The sequence below is a fragment of the Sphingomonas sp. genome (genome assembly GCF_036388215.1).
Taxonomy (GTDB): domain Bacteria; phylum Pseudomonadota; class Alphaproteobacteria; order Sphingomonadales; family Sphingomonadaceae; genus Sphingomonas.
In genome coordinates this window covers 206,414-223,796 of record NZ_DASVSH010000016.1, presented here as the reverse complement: position 1 = coordinate 223,796, position 17,383 = coordinate 206,414, and the positions used below count along the sequence as shown (strand labels likewise).

19 protein-coding genes are annotated in these 17,383 nt (G+C 63.5%); 10 read left to right on the top strand and 9 right to left on the bottom strand.

The window, feature by feature from the left end:
- Window positions 1-5: 5 nt before the first annotated feature.
- Together VF617_RS07820 and acnA are read right to left on the bottom strand one after the other, a co-directional pair.
- Entirely contained in the window at window positions 6-359 is a 354-nt protein-coding gene (locus tag VF617_RS07820; RefSeq protein WP_331014310.1) for a hypothetical protein, read from the bottom strand.
- On the bottom strand, window positions 356-3,025 hold the full coding sequence (gene acnA / locus VF617_RS07815; RefSeq protein ID WP_331014309.1) for an aconitate hydratase AcnA: 2,670 nt from the start codon (window positions 3,023-3,025) through the stop codon (window positions 356-358). Before acnA ends, VF617_RS07820 begins: the two co-directional genes overlap by 4 nt.
- Window positions 3,026-3,225: 200 nt before the next feature.
- On the opposite strand from acnA, the gene VF617_RS07810 reads away from it, so the two are divergent.
- The 7 genes from VF617_RS07810 to VF617_RS07780 all read left to right on the top strand — a co-directional run bounded on the left by VF617_RS07810 (window position 3,226) and on the right by VF617_RS07780 (window position 8,752).
- Window positions 3,226-3,516, top strand: a complete 291-nt coding sequence (locus VF617_RS07810) for a type II toxin-antitoxin system prevent-host-death family antitoxin (protein ID WP_331014308.1) — start codon at window positions 3,226-3,228, stop codon at window positions 3,514-3,516.
- On the top strand, window positions 3,513-3,899 hold the full coding sequence (locus tag VF617_RS07805) for a type II toxin-antitoxin system VapC family toxin (protein WP_331014307.1): 387 nt from the start codon (window positions 3,513-3,515) through the stop codon (window positions 3,897-3,899). The genes VF617_RS07810 and VF617_RS07805 overlap by 4 nt, the downstream gene beginning before the upstream one ends.
- Window positions 3,900-4,176: 277 nt before the next feature.
- Complete coding sequence (locus VF617_RS07800) at window positions 4,177-5,556, top strand: phage tail protein (protein ID WP_331014306.1); 1,380 nt, start codon at window positions 4,177-4,179, stop codon at window positions 5,554-5,556.
- 82 nt (window positions 5,557-5,638) lie between these two features.
- A complete protein-coding gene (locus VF617_RS07795; protein WP_331014305.1) occupies window positions 5,639-6,223 on the top strand; it encodes a hypothetical protein in 585 nt (194 codons plus the stop codon).
- Between the two features lie 232 nt (window positions 6,224-6,455).
- The gene (locus VF617_RS07790; protein ID WP_331014304.1) at window positions 6,456-6,755 is read left to right on the top strand and encodes a hypothetical protein; all 300 of its coding nucleotides are present in this window, start codon (window positions 6,456-6,458) and stop codon (window positions 6,753-6,755) included.
- A 95-nt stretch (window positions 6,756-6,850) separates the two neighbouring features.
- Complete coding sequence (locus VF617_RS07785; protein WP_331014303.1) at window positions 6,851-7,030, top strand: hypothetical protein; 180 nt, start codon at window positions 6,851-6,853, stop codon at window positions 7,028-7,030.
- Window positions 7,031-7,174: 144 nt separating this feature from the next.
- Window positions 7,175-8,752: an MFS transporter gene (locus tag VF617_RS07780; protein WP_331014302.1), complete on the top strand. Its 1,578-nt coding sequence runs from the start codon at window positions 7,175-7,177 to the stop codon at window positions 8,750-8,752.
- Here the strand turns inward: VF617_RS07780 and VF617_RS07775 are convergent.
- Together VF617_RS07775 and VF617_RS07770 are read right to left on the bottom strand one after the other, a co-directional pair.
- The gene (locus VF617_RS07775) at window positions 8,749-9,276 is read right to left on the bottom strand and encodes a superoxide dismutase family protein (RefSeq protein WP_331014301.1); all 528 of its coding nucleotides are present in this window, start codon (window positions 9,274-9,276) and stop codon (window positions 8,749-8,751) included. The two genes, VF617_RS07780 and VF617_RS07775, sit on opposite strands and share 4 nt — an antisense overlap.
- 59 nt (window positions 9,277-9,335) lie before the next feature.
- Window positions 9,336-10,346, bottom strand: a complete 1,011-nt coding sequence (locus VF617_RS07770; protein WP_331014300.1) for a hypothetical protein — start codon at window positions 10,344-10,346, stop codon at window positions 9,336-9,338.
- A 152-nt stretch (window positions 10,347-10,498) separates the two neighbouring features.
- Here VF617_RS07770 and VF617_RS07765 point away from each other — a divergent pair, with 152 nt between their 5' ends.
- Window positions 10,499-11,236 (top strand): Bax inhibitor-1/YccA family protein, encoded by a 738-nt coding sequence (locus VF617_RS07765; protein ID WP_331014299.1) that lies wholly within the window; start codon window positions 10,499-10,501, stop codon window positions 11,234-11,236.
- A gap of 139 nt (window positions 11,237-11,375) precedes the next feature.
- Window positions 11,376-11,729, top strand: coding sequence for a hypothetical protein (locus VF617_RS07760; RefSeq protein WP_331014298.1), 354 nt, complete (start codon window positions 11,376-11,378; stop codon window positions 11,727-11,729).
- 22 nt (window positions 11,730-11,751) lie between these two features.
- Here the strand turns inward: VF617_RS07760 and VF617_RS07755 are convergent, their stop codons facing one another.
- From VF617_RS07755 to VF617_RS07735, 5 genes are read right to left on the bottom strand one after another with little or no spacing between them, the layout of a single operon-like run.
- On the bottom strand, window positions 11,752-13,134 hold the full coding sequence (locus VF617_RS07755) for an RNB domain-containing ribonuclease (RefSeq protein WP_331014297.1): 1,383 nt from the start codon (window positions 13,132-13,134) through the stop codon (window positions 11,752-11,754).
- The gene (locus VF617_RS07750) at window positions 13,131-13,559 is read right to left on the bottom strand and encodes a hypothetical protein (protein WP_331014296.1); all 429 of its coding nucleotides are present in this window, start codon (window positions 13,557-13,559) and stop codon (window positions 13,131-13,133) included. Before VF617_RS07750 ends, VF617_RS07755 begins: the two co-directional genes overlap by 4 nt.
- 35 nt (window positions 13,560-13,594) lie before the next feature.
- Window positions 13,595-14,905: an amidohydrolase gene (locus VF617_RS07745; RefSeq protein ID WP_331014295.1), complete on the bottom strand. Its 1,311-nt coding sequence runs from the start codon at window positions 14,903-14,905 to the stop codon at window positions 13,595-13,597.
- 23 nt (window positions 14,906-14,928) lie between these two features.
- Window positions 14,929-15,561 (bottom strand): DUF4893 domain-containing protein, encoded by a 633-nt coding sequence (locus VF617_RS07740; RefSeq protein ID WP_331014294.1) that lies wholly within the window; start codon window positions 15,559-15,561, stop codon window positions 14,929-14,931.
- A gap of 13 nt (window positions 15,562-15,574) precedes the next feature.
- Window positions 15,575-16,360, bottom strand: a complete 786-nt coding sequence (locus VF617_RS07735) for a 3-hydroxybutyrate dehydrogenase (protein WP_331014293.1) — start codon at window positions 16,358-16,360, stop codon at window positions 15,575-15,577.
- A gap of 114 nt (window positions 16,361-16,474) precedes the next feature.
- On the opposite strand from VF617_RS07735, the gene ypfJ reads away from it, so the two are divergent.
- Window positions 16,475-17,374 (top strand): KPN_02809 family neutral zinc metallopeptidase, encoded by a 900-nt coding sequence (gene ypfJ, locus VF617_RS07730; RefSeq protein WP_331014292.1) that lies wholly within the window; start codon window positions 16,475-16,477, stop codon window positions 17,372-17,374.
- The last annotated feature ends 9 nt before the right edge of the window (window positions 17,375-17,383 follow it).

Here is a 17,383-nt window from a genome sequence, read left to right as displayed (position 1 = left end):
GGCTCTCAGGGCTTGCAGATCAGCGCCTGAAGGATGAGGCCCTGTGCGTCGTCGATGGATTGCGTGCGCTCGCCGGGCGCGTAGCTCTCCGTCTTGACCACCGTCACGCCGCGCCTCAGCTCGAGGCGGCGCATCTCGGCGGTCTTCGCGGTGCAATTCGCCACGCTATCGACATAAGCAAAGCCATCGAAATTAGGGATCATGACGCGCGTGCGGAAATGTGTGATCCCCTCTTCTAGGCGGACGCTGTCCATATCGACCCAGAATTTGGCCCCGATCCCATCGAGCCCTTCTACCGGCCGCCAGTCCTCGGGGGAGGCAAGCGATAATGCCGCCAGCAGGAGCGCCGCAATGCTCATGCCGCAAGGTTCCGGAGCACATATTGCAGGATGCCGCCGTGGAGGAAATATTCCAGCTCGTTGACGGTATCGATCCGACAGCGGGTGAGGAAGGTTTCGGTGGCGCCGTCCTCACGGGTGAGCATGACTTCCACGTCCTGACGAGGGCGGATCTTGGATATGTCCTTGATGGTGTAGAGGTCGCTGCCCTTGAGCTTGAGGCTTTCGCGGCTGAGGCCCTCGCAGAACTGGAGGGGCAGGATGCCCATGCCGACAAGGTTCGAGCGATGGATGCGTTCGAAAGACTCGGTAATCACCGCGCGCACGCCAAGCAGGTTCGTGCCCTTCGCGGCCCAATCGCGGCTGGAGCCGGTGCCGTATTCCTTGCCGGCGATGATGACGAGTGGGGTGCCGTCTTTCTTATGGCGCATGGCGGCGTCGTAGATCGGCATTACCTGGCCGCCATAGCGCGTCATGCCGCCTTCGACGCCGGGCACCATTTCGTTCTTTATCCGGATGTTGGCGAAGGTTCCTCGGGTCATCACCTGATCGTTGCCGCGGCGGGCGCCATAGCTGTTGAAGTCCTTGCGGGAGACCTGATGCTCCTGGAGGAAGGTGCCCGCGGGGCTGTCCGCCTTGATCGAGCCGGCGGGGGAGATGTGATCGGTGGTGATCGAATCACCCAATATTGCCAATGGCTTAGCCTCTATGATGTCGTTCACGGGCACCGGAGTCATGGTCAGCCCTTCGAAATAGGGCGGATTGGCGATGTAGGTTGAGCCGGCGCGCCAGGCGTAAGTTGCTGATCCTTCTACATTAATTGCTCGCCAGTGATCGTCGCCGGCGTAAACGTTGGAATATCTTGCGCGGAACATGCGGTCGTCGATGTTCGCGGCCATCATCTCGGACACTTCGAGATTGGTGGGCCAGACGTCCTTGAGGAACACAGGGCCGTCGGTGCCCTCGCCCAGCGGCGTCTCATACATGTCTTCGGTCACCGTGCCCTTCAGCGCATAAGCGACGACCAGCGGCGGCGAGGCGAGGAAATTGGCGCGCACGTCCGGCGAAACGCGGCCCTCGAAGTTGCGGTTGCCCGAGAGGACCGAGGCCGCGACGATATCGTTGCCGTTGATCGCGGCCGAAATCGGCTCGGCCAGCGGCCCCGAATTGCCGATGCAGGTGGTGCAGCCATAGCCGACCAGGTTGAAACCGATCGCGTCGAGATCCTCGCTCAGCCCCGCCTTGTTGAGATAATCGGTGACCACCTGCGATCCGGGCGCAAGCGAAGTCTTCACCCAGGGCTTGCGCGTCAGCCCCAGCGCCCGCGCCTTGCGCGCGACCAGGCCCGCCGCGATCAGCACCGAAGGGTTCGACGTGTTCGTGCAGCTCGTGATCGCCGCGATCACCACGTCGCCGTCGCCGATGTCATGCTCCGCGCCCTCTACGGGCACGCGAACAGCCTGTTCCTTGTGATAGACCTTGAGCAAGTCGCCGTTGAACACTTCATCGACGCTGTCGAGGCTCACGCGGTCCTGCGGGCGCTTGGGGCCGGCGAGCGAAGGGCGCACGCTCGACATGTCTAGCTCCAGCGTATCGGTGAAGATCGGATCGGGCAGCGAGGCATCGTACCACATGCCTTGCGCCTTGGCGTAAGCCTCCACCAGCGCGATCGTCTCGTCGGGGCGGCCGGTGAGCCGCATGTAATCCATGGTCTTCTCGTCGATCGGGAAGAAGCCGCAAGTCGCGCCATATTCGGGCGCCATGTTGGCGATCGTCGCGCGATCCGCGAGCGTCATCATCGGCAGGCCGGGGCCATAGAATTCGACGAACCGCCCGACCACGCCCTTGGCGCGCAGCATCTGGGTGACGGTGAGCACCAGATCGGTGGCGGTGATGCCCTCGGCCAGCGCGCCGGTGAGTTTGAAGCCGACGACTTCGGGGATGAGCATCGAGACCGGCTGGCCCAGCATCGCGGCTTCGGCCTCGATCCCGCCCACACCCCAGCCGAGCACGCCCAGGCCGTTGACCATCGTGGTGTGGCTGTCGGTGCCCACCAACGTATCCGGATAGGCGATCTTCGCGCCCGAAGGGTCCTTGGACGACCAGACCGACTGGGCGATATATTCGAGGTTCACCTGGTGGCAGATGCCCGTGCCCGGGGGCACGACCGAGAAATTGTCGAGCGCCTTCGATCCCCATTTCAGGAACTCGTAGCGCTCGATATTGCGCTCATATTCAAGCTCGACATTGTCGGTGAAAGCCTGGGGCGTGCCGAACTCGTCGACCATCACCGAGTGATCGATGACGAGGTGGACGGGGACCTGCGGATTGATCTTCGCCGCGTCGCCGCCCAGCTTCGTGATCGCATCGCGCATTGCCGCCAGATCGACCACGCAGGGCACGCCGGTGAAATCCTGCATCAGCACGCGGGCGGGGCGATACTGAATCTCGCGGTTAGACCGGGCATCCTTCTGCCAGTCGACGATCGCCTGGGCATCCTCCCGCGTGACCGTCTTGCCGTCCTCGAAGCGCAGCATGTTTTCGAGCAGCACCTTCATGCTGAAAGGCAGCCGGCTGATATCGCCGAGCTTCGCCGCGGCCCTGGGCAGCGAATAATAGGCGTAGGTGGCCGCGCCGACGGTAAGCGTGTCGCGGGTGCCGAGTGCATTGTTTCCGACGGCGGTCATTTTGGCGCGGGTCCTTCCTACGTATGTGCGCCGCAGTGCGCGTGGCGGGAGGCGGGCTTAGGGAGCCGGCGCGGCACGCGTGCTGCGGATGCGAAGAGTCGGGAGGGCCTTAGCAAGGGTGTGGGGTGGGGGGAAGGGGAGAGGTTGCGGATCGGGCTCGAGTAAACTAAGTTCAATTAGTTTAGTTCGGGAGCGCGGTGATGCTGACGGTCAATATCCACGATGCCAAGACGCGGCTTTCCGAGCTCATCGCCCGCGCCGTGAAGGGCGAACCCTTCGTGATCGCCAAGGCGGGCAAACCGATGGTGAAGGTGACGGCTATCGATGCGCCCGAGGCGAAAAAGCCGCAGCGGATTGGCGCGATGGAGGGCATGTACAATGTCCCCGACGATTTCGACACGATGTTCCAGGAGGAGATCGAGGGTATGTTCTATGAGGGGCCGATCTTTCCCGACGAGAACCAGCATAAGGATGGCGGCACGCCGCAATGAGGCTGCTGCTCGATACGCACATTATCCTATGGAGCCAGATATGGCCCCGCAAGCTCTCCGCCGAAGCCGTGCGCCTGATCTCGGACGAGGCGAATGATCTGCTGTTCAGCACCGTGACGCTGATCGAAGTCGCCATCAAGCATTCACTCGGCAGGAAGGATTTCGAGGTCGATTCACGGGAGTTGCGGAGGAACCTACTCGAGAACGGCTATCAGGAATTGCCGGTGCTGGGCGAGCATGCTTGCGCCGTCGGGGACCTGCCGCCGATCCATAAGGACCCGTTTGATCGGCTGTTGGTGGCGCAGGCGTTGACCGAGGGCGTGACGCTGCTGACGAGCGACGCGGCGGTGGCGGCTTATGGCGGGGTGGTGCGGCGGGTTTAGGGGACGGCGACGCTGAGCGTGTCACGGATTCCGAGTGCGGAGGCGGGCTTAGGGGATCCCGCGTGGGCACGTCGGCGCTGCGGATGCGAAGAGTCGGGAGGAGCCGATAGCGGGGGTGCGGGGTGGGGGAAGGGTGTGGGGGACGCACTTACAAGATCTGAAATAAGGATGCGTCCCGGGCAGCCCAGCGGATTTTAGTTGTATTCCAACCGAGAATATAAACAGTCTAGTATCAACGAATCCTGATCGTGCCGAATGGAATATTGGGGGAGGGTTTATGAAATTCTCAAAGTTAAAAATTGCATTTTTGATCTCCGTAGGTTTCATAAAACCAGCGATGGCCGAGAATTTATGTGCAATCGCTTTAGAAAGTCAGGCGTTTAATACGGTCCGATCAAATACAAACGAAGCCATAGCAATGGCAAAGCGAAACGATCTTTGCTCAAAAAAATATAATTCGGCTCAGGAAGCTCGAAATGCTGCTTCGAGTTCCGGACTTGACGTGGGATTTAAAGGCTTTCAACTTGGCAAAAATGATTCTAGTCAAACCGGCAATTCAAAAATAAGCATTGAATCATCGGATTTTTGTAATGCTACAGAAGAGGATTTTAAGCGGTCATTCGGGTCTAACTACGATTCTCAGATCGCTGATGTGGCGCTTAGAGCATGGTCAAGCTGCGTAGAACAAAATTCAAATCAGTTCTATATCAAGTATACTCCATCCAGAGACGGGAAGTACCTCTCTGGTGCCATTATTAGAAAAGTATCCAGAGGCGGACTTGTAAGTACTATCACAGGTATGAGTGTCGTTGGAGCTGGAAAATCCGGACTAAGCTGCTACATAGGCGCTATACCGGTCGTCCCTGGGCCGCTGGAAATACGCATAACCACTTCTAGCACCGCATTGCTTTGCGAGAAGCCCAGCGAGGAAGGTGTGGTGTTCTCATTTCAGACATCCGACGATGCGCTTCCTTCGATCGAAATGCCGAAACAGTCCACGGAGGAGTTCGTTCGCTATGAGCAGATCGAACGCCAGCTAATTTTCCTGAATGCTGCCGCGGCCAAGCTTTCTGATACGGCTCTAATAATCGGCGAAATCCGATCACTGGCTATCAGTGAAAAAAATTCGACAGCGATTAAAGCGTTATTAAATTCCGGGTGGGTGCCCGCCGACGGCCGGACGCTATCAAGGGCTGCCTATCCCGGCTTGGCGACGGCGCTTGGTGAAACTTGGGGTAGGGCGCCAAATGCAACTGATTTTATGGTGCCGGATCTTAGGGGTATGTTCGTGCGGGGTTATGCCGGTGCGTCGAGCCGGGATCCTGATGCAGCAAATCGGATAGCGTTTTCGGAAGGCGGCTCTACCGGCAACAGCGTTGGATCGCTCGAACTTGATGCGTTTCAGAAACATAAGCACAATGATGGTGGGCATGCCCACGCTTTGAAGGCATATTCCGGTCGGGGGGGCGCGTATGGGTACTTCGATCAGTCTGTGGGGGCGGACAGTACTGCTTCAGAAACAGGATATGCGATGTTGGGGGACCCTGTAAATTCCGGAACAGGCGGAGGAAATCCTCGCCTAGCTATTGAAACTCGTCCGACAAACGTGACTTTGTACTACTTCGTTTATGCAGGAAAACCTATTCATAATCCGTGATGACTCGCCCTTTAGATTTGCTTATTCCCGGCAATGACGAAGCGCGGAATCGGACTATGACGAAATAATCGCGGAGATGTATATGATTGCTATCGCTATATTGGCGGGCGCATTACTCGGGATATTATCACCGTTAGCTGGGCGCGACAAGGATCTTCGCTCGATGACTGAGTCTTCGGACGAAACCGAAATTGGTTTTTGTTCCAGGCCAAGTCCGGGGAGTCTTGGCTTTCCGGGACACACTTTTGTTACATTTAGCGCGACAAAAACGGACGGATATCGTGATTTCAAGGCAGTAGGCCACACGCTCGGCTCGGACGTTTCAGCTACTTCCGCCGGATTTAGCTATTTCAGCGGGAAAAGCGTTGCCGGAAAACAAATGGAAGAGCGATATACCGCTCTAAAGCAGTCTTGCTTGATCGTTCAGCTAAACCGATCCGACTATGATAAGGCGCTTCTCGCCGCAAAGCCCACGCTCGCTTCTGTCGGCATTCCGATAGATATTGCAGCGTCCATCGAAAGATATTCGCTAGGCGACAATGATTGCATAACCTTCGCTGAAAGGGTTGCGAACGCCCTAAAGCCAGCAGGACTTAAAGTGCCAGGCCGAAGCGCCACCGATACGCCGGCAGCATGGATTTCGAAATTAAGTGACGCCAATCCATAGGAGACGTGCTTCTCAACTCGAAAATTCACCCTCTTCAATGTAGGAAATCGCGCGATAGCTGGTTTTCTCCTTTCGGGGGAGCGATTCATGGGCGATGCACCACAACGCCGCACACCGAAGCCCTTTGCGCCGTGGAGCGTGGATACCGAGCAGGCTTTCCTGCTTGCGCTGAAGCTTACCGGCCAGGCGACCAAGGCGGCGAAGGAGATCGGGCGCGGGCTTGCGGCTGCCTATGCGCGGCGGCAGCGCGATCCGGATTCGCGCGCGCCTGGGACGATGCGGTGGCGGCGGGCAGGCGGAGTGGGCGGCGCTTTCGGCCGAGCGGCAGGGCGTGCTCGACGACGGGACCGGGGGCGGGCGGCTGGGCCGGGCGCGCGAGCGCGTCGATGGGTGGGATTCGCGGCGGCGCGGGGCTTTCCTGCGCGTGCTGGGGCGGACCAAGGACGTGCGCGCGGCGTGCCGCGCGGCGGGGATGTCTTCGCGATCGGCCTATGCGCTGCGCGGACGATCGGCGCCCTTCGCCAAGGCCTAGGCCAAGGCGTTGGCGGCGGACGTGCCTTCGGTGCTTGATGCGGCGCTGGAGCGCGCGGTGAACGGCTGGGTCGAGCCGATCGTGGCGGGGGCAAGGTGATCGGCGAGCGGCGGCGCTATTCGGATTCGCTGCTGCGTCTGCTGCTGCGCCACGATCTGGTGATGGCCGAGGCGGCGGCCGCCGCCGCCAAGGACCCCGCGACGCTGGTGGCGCGCGCGCATGCGGCGGCGCGCGCAGCGGGGCGGCGGCTTCTATACCAACGCCAGCGAGGATGAGACCAATGCGGCGCTGCTGAAGAAGCTCGACGCGATGGACCGCCACAGGAGCGCGAGGCGGCCGGGCGCGAGGGCCAACTCCCTCCTTCGTAAACTCGGTATGGTCTGCTAGCCTCGCTCCAACGACGGGACCGGGAGAGTGCGATGGCGGCCGATGCGAGCGGAGCGGAGCGGGCGGCTTTGCCCGAACAGGCCAAGGCCAGCGCCTATTCCTGGTATGTGCTGTTCGTGCTGTTCCTGGTCTATGCGCTCAACTTCATCGATCGGCAGATCCTCACCATCCTGGCGCCGCATATCCGCAGGGACCTGGGGCTGAGCCAGGCGGATATCGGCTTTCTCTATGGCACGGCGTTTGGCGTGTTCTATGCGCTGTTCGGCATCCCCCTGGGCCGGCTGGCGGACAATTGGCACCGCGTTCGGCTGATGACGATCGGGCTGGCCCTGTGGTCGGCGATGACGGCGGTCTCGGGGCTGGCGAAGAGCGGGCTGCAGCTGGCGGGGGCGCGGATCGGCGTGGGGATCGGCGAGGCGACGGCGAGCCCTTCGGCCTATTCGCTGATCTCGGACTGGTTTCCCAAGCGCCAGCGCGCGACCGCGCTCGCCATCTATTCGGCGGGGATTTATTTCGGCGGGGGCTTCTCGCTGTTCATCGGCGGATCGATCGCGGACAATTGGGATCGGGCCTATCCGGAGGGCGGGCCCTGGGGGCTTGCGGGCTGGCAGGCGGCATTCATGGCGGTGGGCCTGCCGGGGCTGTTGCTGGCGCTGTGGGTGTTCACGCTGCGCGAGCCGATGCGCGGGCAATCCGAAGGGCTGATGGCGCCGAAGCACCCCGCGCCCTTTCGCAGCTTTCTCGAGGAACTCGTCACGATCATCCCGCCCTTCACGCTGATCGGGGCGGTGAAGCACCGGGCGCTGGTGAGCAACCTGGTGGCGCTGGGGGTGATTGCGGGGCTGACCTGGACGCTGATCCACTTCGATGGCTGGCAATCGCGCTTCCAGTGGCTGGCGGTAGGGATCGGGGTGTATGCGGTGTTCTCCTGGGCGTCGTCGCTGCGCCATCGCGACGCGCCGACCTTCAAGCTGATCGTGGGCACGCCCGCCTTTATCTACGTGGTGCTGGCCTATGGGCTGAATGCGTTTCTTGCCTATTCGGTGGCGGGGTTCGCGCCGAGCCATGCGGCGGCGACCTTTGGCGTGAGCAGCGCGGAGGCGGGGCTGTGGATCGGCGGGCCGGCGATATTGGCCGGTTTGGCGGGCGTGACCCTGGGCGGGCTGGCGGCTGACCGGTTGCGGCAGCTTTATCCCACCGGGCGGATCATGGTGGTCCTGTTCGCCTCGCTGGCTCCGGTGCCGACGCTGATCATCGCCTTCACCACCACCGACAAGAGCCTGTTCTATGCGATGCTGCCGGTCACGCAGGTGCTGGCGAGTTGCGCGCTGGGCTCGGCGGCGGCGGCGACGCAGGATCTGGTGCTGCCGCGGATGCGCGGGACGGCGACGGCGGCGTTCTTCATCGGCACCACGCTGATCGGGCTGGCGCTCGGGCCCTATATCGCGGGGCGCGTGGCGGATCTGACCGGCAGCATCGGCACGGGCATCCTATCGCTGCTGTTCACGCTGCCCATCGCCGTCGGCGCGGCGATCGCGGCCTACAGGCTGGTGCCTGCTGCCGAAGCGACCCGAGCGGAAAGGGCGCGGGCCGCAGGGGAGAATATCTAAACCGCCTTGAACACGCCGCAGGCGATCCGGCCGCCGCTGTTGCCGGAAGGGTCGGTCTTGTAATCGTCGGCCTGGGCATGAACGACGAGGGCCGCGCCGTCTTCGTCGAGCAGCCCCGAATAGGTCGCGCCCTTGAGGGTCAGGATCGTGCGGTCGCGGCCGTTGTCGCCGACGCTGAGATTGGGGAGGTCGCCCAGGTGGGGCCCGGCGGGGTTTTCCTTGCCGTGCTGGTGCGCCGAGGGGTTCCAGTGCGGGCCGGCGCTGGCGAAATCGGGCGCATCGCACTTGCCGACCGCATGGATATGGGTGCCATGAGCGCCCTTGGGCATGCCGGCCACTTCGACGAGTACGCGGATATCGCCGTCGACTTCCTCGGCGATCGCGGTGCCGACGCGCGTTCCGTCCGGCGTCTTGAGCTCGGCCTCGGCGCGGAAATGTCCCGCCATGTAGCGTGCGTTTTTCTCCGGGCTGGTGCACCCCGCCAGGGCCAGGCCCGCAATCGTCGCAACCGTCAACGCACGCATATGCACTCTCCAAAGTCCCGTGCCAGAAAATGGGCGCGCGCGCGGACAGTTCCAAGGGGCTAGCAACTCCCGTCAATCTTTCCGCTCACACTGCCCACGCCCAAGATGATCTTGGCGCGCCGCTCGAAGGTCAGCGCCTGCCAGCGGCCGCTATTTCCTATCGCGGTCCTGCTTCGGATATATGTCAGGTGCAGCATTTCATAGGCTTCGGAGTCGATACGCCCGGCATCGATCATGCAATTCCACGCGCGCCAGTTCCAGTCATAGTCGCGCTGGACGCCGTCCTGGTCGATCGTGCTGCTGGAGGCGCGATACCAATCGAAGATCGCGCGGAGCCGGGCCCAGCGCTGGGCATCGGGCATCGCGGCGAGCTTTCGGCGAAGGCGTGCCAGATCCTCGTCGCCGGGGAAGAAACCCTGCTGGATCTTGGTATCCACGGCCCAGCGCACCTTGCGCCAAGTGATCGGCTGTCCCTTGAACACGCGCAGCAGATCGCGCCGTACTTCCTCCAGCAGCGCGACATAGGCATTGGCCTGAACCTGGAGCATCGCGTCGCTTTCAAAGATCGCGGTCAGCTCGGCGAGGATCGTGGGGTTGAGCTTGCCGTCGGCCCCGTGCGCCGCAAGGACGCCCTGGCGGCACTTGTCCTTCACGGGGATGGCAAGGCAGTCTTTCGAGAAGAGCAATTTGCCAAAGGCCGGGGCGATGCGCTTCAGCTCGCGCTTGAATTTGCGCCGCGAGCCGAAGCCATGCACCCAAGCCTTCAGCACCGGCTGGAGGCTGCCGGTGCCGTAATTCCACTGCGACATGCCGACCGAGATGAGCTGGCTGTCGAAATTGCCCACCGGCATCGCCCAGCAGCCCATCGTCTCGGGGATCGAAGTCTCGCGCATCAGTGCGAAGATGCGCGCGCGATCCAGTCCGATTTCGGCGAGCCGTGCGGCGCTTTCCGGATCGACGCGGATGAGCGGCGTTTCACTCACTTCGCGGCAGGGGGCGCGGGACGGCGCCTGGGCGAGAGCGGCTCCCGGGACGAGCAGCAGAGCCGCCCCAATCAGCCATTTGCGCATGCCCGTTTCCCGCCTGTCGCCAAATCGCAAGACTAGGTGAGCAGCGGGAGTCCCGCAACGCCATTGGTACCACTCCGGTTTCGCTTGAAAAGCGCCGCCGCGAGGGCGATATTGGTTCGAACCGGCGCGCAAGCCGGGCAAAGGAGTTTCGAATGGCTAATTGGTCTGATCCCCGGATGAGCGCCGCGCCTTATGCCGGCGTGCAGAGCGACGCCCGCGATGCCGGGCTCCGGGCGTATATGCTGTCGGTCTATAATTACATGGCTTCGGGCGTGCTGCTGACCGGCCTGGTCTCGCTGCTCTTCGCCAAGAGCGGCTATGTCTATTCGCTGTTCACCGAGACCGGCCAGATGTCCGCGCTCGGCTGGATCGTGTTGCTGGCGCCGCTTGGCGTCGTGATGGCCATGAGTTTCGGGCAGAACCGGATGGCGACCGCGACGCTGCAACTGCTTTTCTGGGTCTATTCGTTCCTGATGGGACTTTCCCTCTCGACGATCTTCCTCGTCTATACCGACACGTCGATCGCGCAGGTCTTCTTCGCGACCGCGGCGGGCTTCGCGGGGCTGAGCCTGTGGGGCTATACCACCAAGAAGGATTTGTCGGGCTTTGGCACCTTCCTGATCATGGGCCTTGTCGGCATCATCGTCGCGAGCCTGATCAACCTGTTCCTGCGTTCGGAAGCGATGCAGTTTGTGATCAGCGTGGCGGGCGTGCTGATCTTCGCGGGGCTCACCGCATATGACACGCAGAAGATCAAGGGCCTGTACGATTACGTCGCCGGCACCGACATGGTCGGCAAGGCCGTGATCATGGGCGCGCTGACGCTGTATCTCGACTTCATCAACATGTTCCTGTTCCTTCTGCGCCTCTTCGGCAGCTCGCGGAACTAGGTTTACGGAAAACCGAAGAAAAAATGGCCCGGCGACACAAATCGCCGGGCCGTTTTTCTTTTGCGCCCAGGCCTCGCCCAGAGCGGAACGCGAACGGGGCGAGGGTCGTTACAGTTGAGCAACGCTCAGGAGAGTGACAATGACTACGAACCCGATCGATTCGGCGATGGACAAGATGTCGGTGGCCCCCGGTCCCGGAGATGCGGGCAAGCCCGCTCCCGTCGGCTCCGCCGATGCGGGCACCGATGCCTCGATCGCCGAACGTCTGGCCCGCAACCCCGAGAGCAGTGAAGCGCGGCTGGATCGGGGCCTGGACGAATCGATGGATGCATCCGATCCCCCGGCATCGACCCAGCCGGTGCATAGCCATTCGGGAAGTGACCTTCCGGAAAGCTCGGGCTTTAATCCCAAGAAGGAAGAGCGGATCGCCGCCGGCAAGCCGGAGGAACCCGGGCTGGTCGAGCGCATGCTCAACAAGATCGGGCTGGGGTAGAGCAATTCGTACCGGGCCGTGCCTAAACCGGCTCGAAGCGGATTGCGCCCGCCGCCGTATCCACGCTCGCAAGGCGTAGCTCAACTTGGTCGCCTGGCGTTGCAGCCGTGAGCGCGACGCCATGGACGATCGGCAAGTCGCGGAGCTGCACGCGGGTGTTGTGTTCGGTGACGTCCGTGACGATCGCAGTGAAGCTTTCCCCGATCCGATCCTGGAGCATGACCGCTTCGGCCAGGTCGATCACCGCGCGCTCGATCCGGCCCGCGAGCGCATCGGCGCGGGCCATGACCGGGGGCAGCAGCGGAAAAGCATCCGCAACGGCTTGCGGCACGGGCTTTCCATTGGCGATGGCGAGCGCAGCCTGGACCACATAGCGATCGGCGAGACGGCGGAGCGGCGCGGTGGCATGGGCGTAGGTCGCGGCCATCGCGGCGTGCCAGGGCGTCTGGCCGGGCGCATAAGGCGTGTAGGAGGCACCTTGCCCGGCGCGGCGTATCGCGAGCATGAAGGCGGCTTCGGCTGGGTCCGCGGGGCTCAGGCTGCGCTCATATTCCTTGAGCGGCATGGAATGCGGCCAATCTAGCCGAAAGGCGCGGGCGGCGTGGCGCAGGCGGGCGATCGCGCGTTCATCAGGCGATGCCATGACGCGGAACAGGCCGGTCTGGTGGGTGAGCAGGGCGTCCGCGACCGCGAGGTTGCATGCGAGCGACAGCGCGGCGTTGTGTTCCTCGGACGCGAGGCGCGGGCGGAAGGTGAGTTCGAAGCCGCCGTCGGCGAGCCTATCGACCTGTTGCTCCGGCGGATCGACGCGGACCGCGCCCCGGCGCTTTTCGGCAGCGTGGATGCGCTTGGCGAGCTCGGCGAAATCGGGCGGGAGATCGGCGGCAGTGACGCCGTCATATGCCAGCTTCGCCCGGCTGCGGATCAGCGCGCGCTCAGCCCCGTCGAGGCGAACGCCGCCATCGGGGGCGACGCGGATCGTGAAGACGACGGCGGGGCGGTCGCCGCTGGGGAGCAGGCTGGCCGCGCCCTCGTTGAGCACGCGCGGATATAGCCCGGCCTTGCCACCGGGCAGGTACAGCGTGGTGCCGCGCCGCCATGCCTCCTGATCGATTGCGCCGCCATCATCGACGAACCAGGCGACGTCGGCGATGGCATAATGAAGCAGGATGTCTCCGCCCGCGCGCTCGATATGGAAGGCCTGATCGAGATCGGTGGAAGTGGCGGGATCGAGCGTGACGAAGGGGAGCGCGGTGCGGTCGGCGTGTTCGGTCGGCGTGCGCCTTGCTGCTTGCTCGGCGGCGGCGAGGACTTCGGGGGGGAAGTCGGCGGGCACCTGGAATTTGAGGCGGATCGCGGCGAGGCCGCGCGCGAGGGCGTTATCGGGGTCGGCTAGGGCTTTCATTTGCTAGCACGCCGATATCGGTGGTGAACGATGTTCGCGATGTTGATGGCTGATTGTCCAAATAGAAGATACATCGCGTAGCCGAACAGAACTACAATCAGGGCGTGAAAGCTGACGGTGGAGGCCGTCAGCATCCATTCGAGTAGAGCGCCAAAGAGCAATAGCAGCACGGCACACAATACGCTCAGTTTGCTGAGGACCCAGAACAGGACCCAAGGTGGAATGTCTGAACTTTCGACAGCCAGTTTGGGCACCAGGACCCAACGCAGCAAGGCTGTCGCCACCAGGGTGCCGAGGCCAATGACCGGCAATGGTGCGCCGAAGGGCTCCGGAAGAAAGCTGTAGAGAGGCGCGGGGGTCGCTAAGACCATAGCAACGCCTGCCGGGGCAATTAGGAAGCCGCATCCGATCGCCAGCGCTGCCATGCCTCGTATGCGCGCATCTGGTTCGCCCGACCCGCTCACTTCTTCAGAATATCCAGCGCCGCCGCAGTCATCGCCTCGGTCGCCGTCGCGATCACCTGCTCCGCGTCGGGCGCCCAATAGGCGCTGTGGAGCGAGGGGAGCTGGGCGCCGCCGGCCTTGGCGGCGTCCCATTTGGCCTGGGGTACGCCGCCCACCCAGAAGATCAGGCTCTGGATCGACTGATCCGCCAGATAATAGCGGCTAAAATCCTCGCCGCCCATCACGGGCGTGGTCTGGACGACGCGGTCCTTGCCGAAGCGCGCGGTCCATAAAGCGTGCATCCGGCCGGAGAGCGGCTGGGTGTTGAAAGTAGCGGGCGTGAATTCGTCCTTGACGGTCATCACCGGCATGCGGTCTTCGGACATGCCCGCCGCGATGGCTTCGCCCCGGGCGATGCGCCCGATGCCATCGAGCAGGAGCTTGCGTATCTCGGGAGTGAAGCTGCGCACGGTGAGCAGCATCGTGACTTCGCTGCCGATGATATTGTGCTTCGAGCCGCCCTGGATGCTGCCGACGGTGACCACCGCCGATGCCTGTGGATCGATTTCGCGGCTGACGAGCGTCTGGAGCGCGCCGACGATGCGCGCGGCGAGCACGATCGGGTCCTTCGTGGTGTGCGGATAGGCGCCGTGGCCGCCCACGCCCTTTACCACCAGATCGACGCTGTCGACATTGGCGAGGGCATAGCCGGGCGTGACACCGATCTGGCCGGCGGGCTGCGATGCGCTGTCGTGGAAGGCGAGCGCGAATTGCGGCTTGGGGAAGCGCGTGAACAGGCCATCGTCGAGCATCATCCGCGCGCCCACGCCGCGCTCCTCGGCGGGCTGGGCGATCATCACCAGCGTGCCTTTCCACTGGCCTTTCGTAGCGGCCATGTTTTGCAGGGTGCCGATCCAGCTAGCCATGTGCGTGTCGTGGCCGCAGGCGTGCATCACGCCGGTCTCGAGCCCCTCATCGGTGGTGGCGCGGACCTTCGAGGCGAAGGGGAGCCCGGTTGCTTCGATCACGGGCAGCCCATCGGTGTCGGCGCGGATCATGAGCACGGGGCCGGGGCCGTTGCGCAATATCGCGACCAGGCCGGTGCCGCCGACCTTTTCGGTGACTTCATAGCCCGCCTTGCGCGCGGCGGCGGCGAGCTTGGCGGCGGTGGCGGTCTCGTGGAGGCTCAGTTCGGGGTTCGCGTGGAAATCGCGGTAATGCTCCATCAGCGCCGGGAGCGATTTCCGAGTCAGCTCGCGCGCCGGATCGGCGGCAAGCGCGGGAGTGGCAAAGGCGAGAATGGTGGTGAGGAGAAGGGCGGGGCGCATGGGTTTCCTCTGTTGTCGGGGGATCAGGCCGGGACCAGCTCGATGATGTCGAGCTTCGATTGGAAATTGGGATAGGGGAGCACCAGCCGCCAGCGGCGCTCGGCGATGCGCTCGACATAGCCGATCATGTCGCGCCTTCGATCCAGGCCGTAGCGCAGCGGCGTGGCCTCGTCGCCGAGCACCAGCGTGCCGATGAAGATCGTGCGGGCGTCGGTTTCGGCAAAGAGCAGCCCGGCCGGGCGCTGCGTTCCGGTGCGCATCTGGAAGCTGTCGACATCGCCTTCCTCGGTCACGGCGCAATCGAAGGCGGGATAGGCAGTGAAATCGCGCATCGCAGTGCCCGAAACGCCAAGCTTGTAGGTCCGGCAGCGATATTTGCCGGGGGGCAGCGCCGCCCCGCCCATCGCGCGATCCGGATCGAACAGCAGCGTGTCGGCGGCGATCGCCTCCGGCTCGGCCGCCCTGGCCAGGGGCAGGGCTTCGTCCCAGGCCTTGTGCCACTCGCGCAGCCGCTCGCGGTCCCGGTCGGTCGCGATGGTGCGCCAGGGCTGCGTGGTGTCGGGCCGCGCCGACGTGGCCTGGCGATAGACACCGCAGCCGGAGAGGCCGAGCAGGATCGGGCCGGCCAGTATTGCGGCGGTGAGTATCGCCTTCATGCCTTGCTCTCCATCAGGCCGCGGTCCAGCCGCCATCCATCGAATAATTCGCGCCGGTGATCGCCGCCGCTGCGTCGCGACACAGGAATAGCGCGAGGGCCGCCACTTGTTCCGGCTGGACGAATTGCTTGGTCGGCTGGGCGGCGAGCAGGACGTCGTTCATCACTTGCTCGCGGGTGAGGCCGCGGGCCTTCATCGTGTCGGGAATCTGGTTTTCCACCAATGGCGTCCAGACATAGCCGGGCGAAATGCAATTCACCGTTATGCCATGCTGGGCGGTCTCGAGCGCGACGCTCTTGGTCAAGCCGGCAATGCCATGCTTGGCGGCCACATAAGCGGACTTGTTGGGACTGGCGACGAGGCTGTGGGCCGAAGCGGTGGTGATGATGCGGCCCCATTTCCGCGCCTTCATGGCGGGGATCGCGGCCCGCATCATATGGAAGGTCGAAGTCAAATTGATTGCGATGATCGCATCCCATTTCTCGGGCGGGAATTCGTCGACGGGGGCGACATGCTGGATGCCGGCATTGGAGATCAGGATATCGACGCCGCCCAGCTCGGCCTGGGCGCGGACGACCATCGCGGCGATCTGATCGGGCTTGGACATGTCGGCGCCATCGTAAAGTGCGCCGGCGCCGCTGGCGGCCTCCAGTGCGGCACGCTCGGCCTCGATCGCCCCTGCATCCCCGAAGCCGTTGATCATCACCCCACAGCCCTCGGCCGCCAGCGCCTTGGCATAAGCGAGGCCGATTCCCGAAGTGGAGCCGGTGATGATCGCTGACTTGCCTGCAAGGAACATGGAGGGCCTTTCGAGGGGGTTTGCCCCTCTCTCCTAGTCGCATCGCCACGAGGGGTGCAACGCTTCGCGCGTTGGAGCATTGTTGCGGACAGCGAACGAATAAAGGGGATGGCCATGCGCCTCGACGATATCGATCCCACGGGCAATGCCCGCGACCTGGGCGGACGGGGCGGCGGCGGCTTTGGCGGCGGTGGCGGCATGTTTTCGCTGCTGGGCTTCCTGCCGATGATCTTCGGGCGCAAGATCGGATGCCTGTTGATGGTCGTCGTGCTCGGCGCGATGGCGGTGTTCGGCCTGGGCGGCGGTGGCGGACTGATCGATACGGGCTCGGTAGCGCCCAGCCAGGTGGCGCAGGGCGAATCGACCGGCGGCGCCGGCGCATGCAATACCCCCGAGCGGATCGAATCATGCAAAGTGATGGCGCTGGCCGACAGGACCTGGGACGCGATCTTCGCGCAGGCGGGCCAACGCTATTCGCCCGCGACGATCAATTTCTTCACCGGAAACGTCCAGTCGGGCTGCGGCGCGGCATCTTCGGCGGTGGGGCCCTTTTATTGCCCCGCGGATGACGGGGTGTATCTGGACACCGCATTCTTCCGTGAGCTCGACCAGCGCTTCCAGGCCAGCGGCGACGTCGCCCGAATCTATGTCGTGGCGCACGAAATGGGCCATCACATCCAGGATCTGCTGGGCACTTCGGAGCGAGTCTCGCGGATGCAGGCGCAGTCGAGCGCGCGCGAGGCGAACCAGCTTTCGGTGCAACTGGAATTGCAGGCGGATTGCTTCGCGGGCGTGTTCCTTGGCCGCAACAAGGAGCGGCTTGAAAGCGGCGATATCGAGGAAGGCATGACTGCCGCGAATGCGATCGGCGACGACACGCTGCAGCAAGGCTCGCAAGGCGGCGTGCGGCCCGAGAGCTTTACGCACGGCACCTCCGCGCAGCGCATGGCATGGCTGCGCAAGGGCATGGAAAGCGGCGACCCCGCAATGTGTGAAGCCACCGGCGCGCGTTGAGGCAGGGCG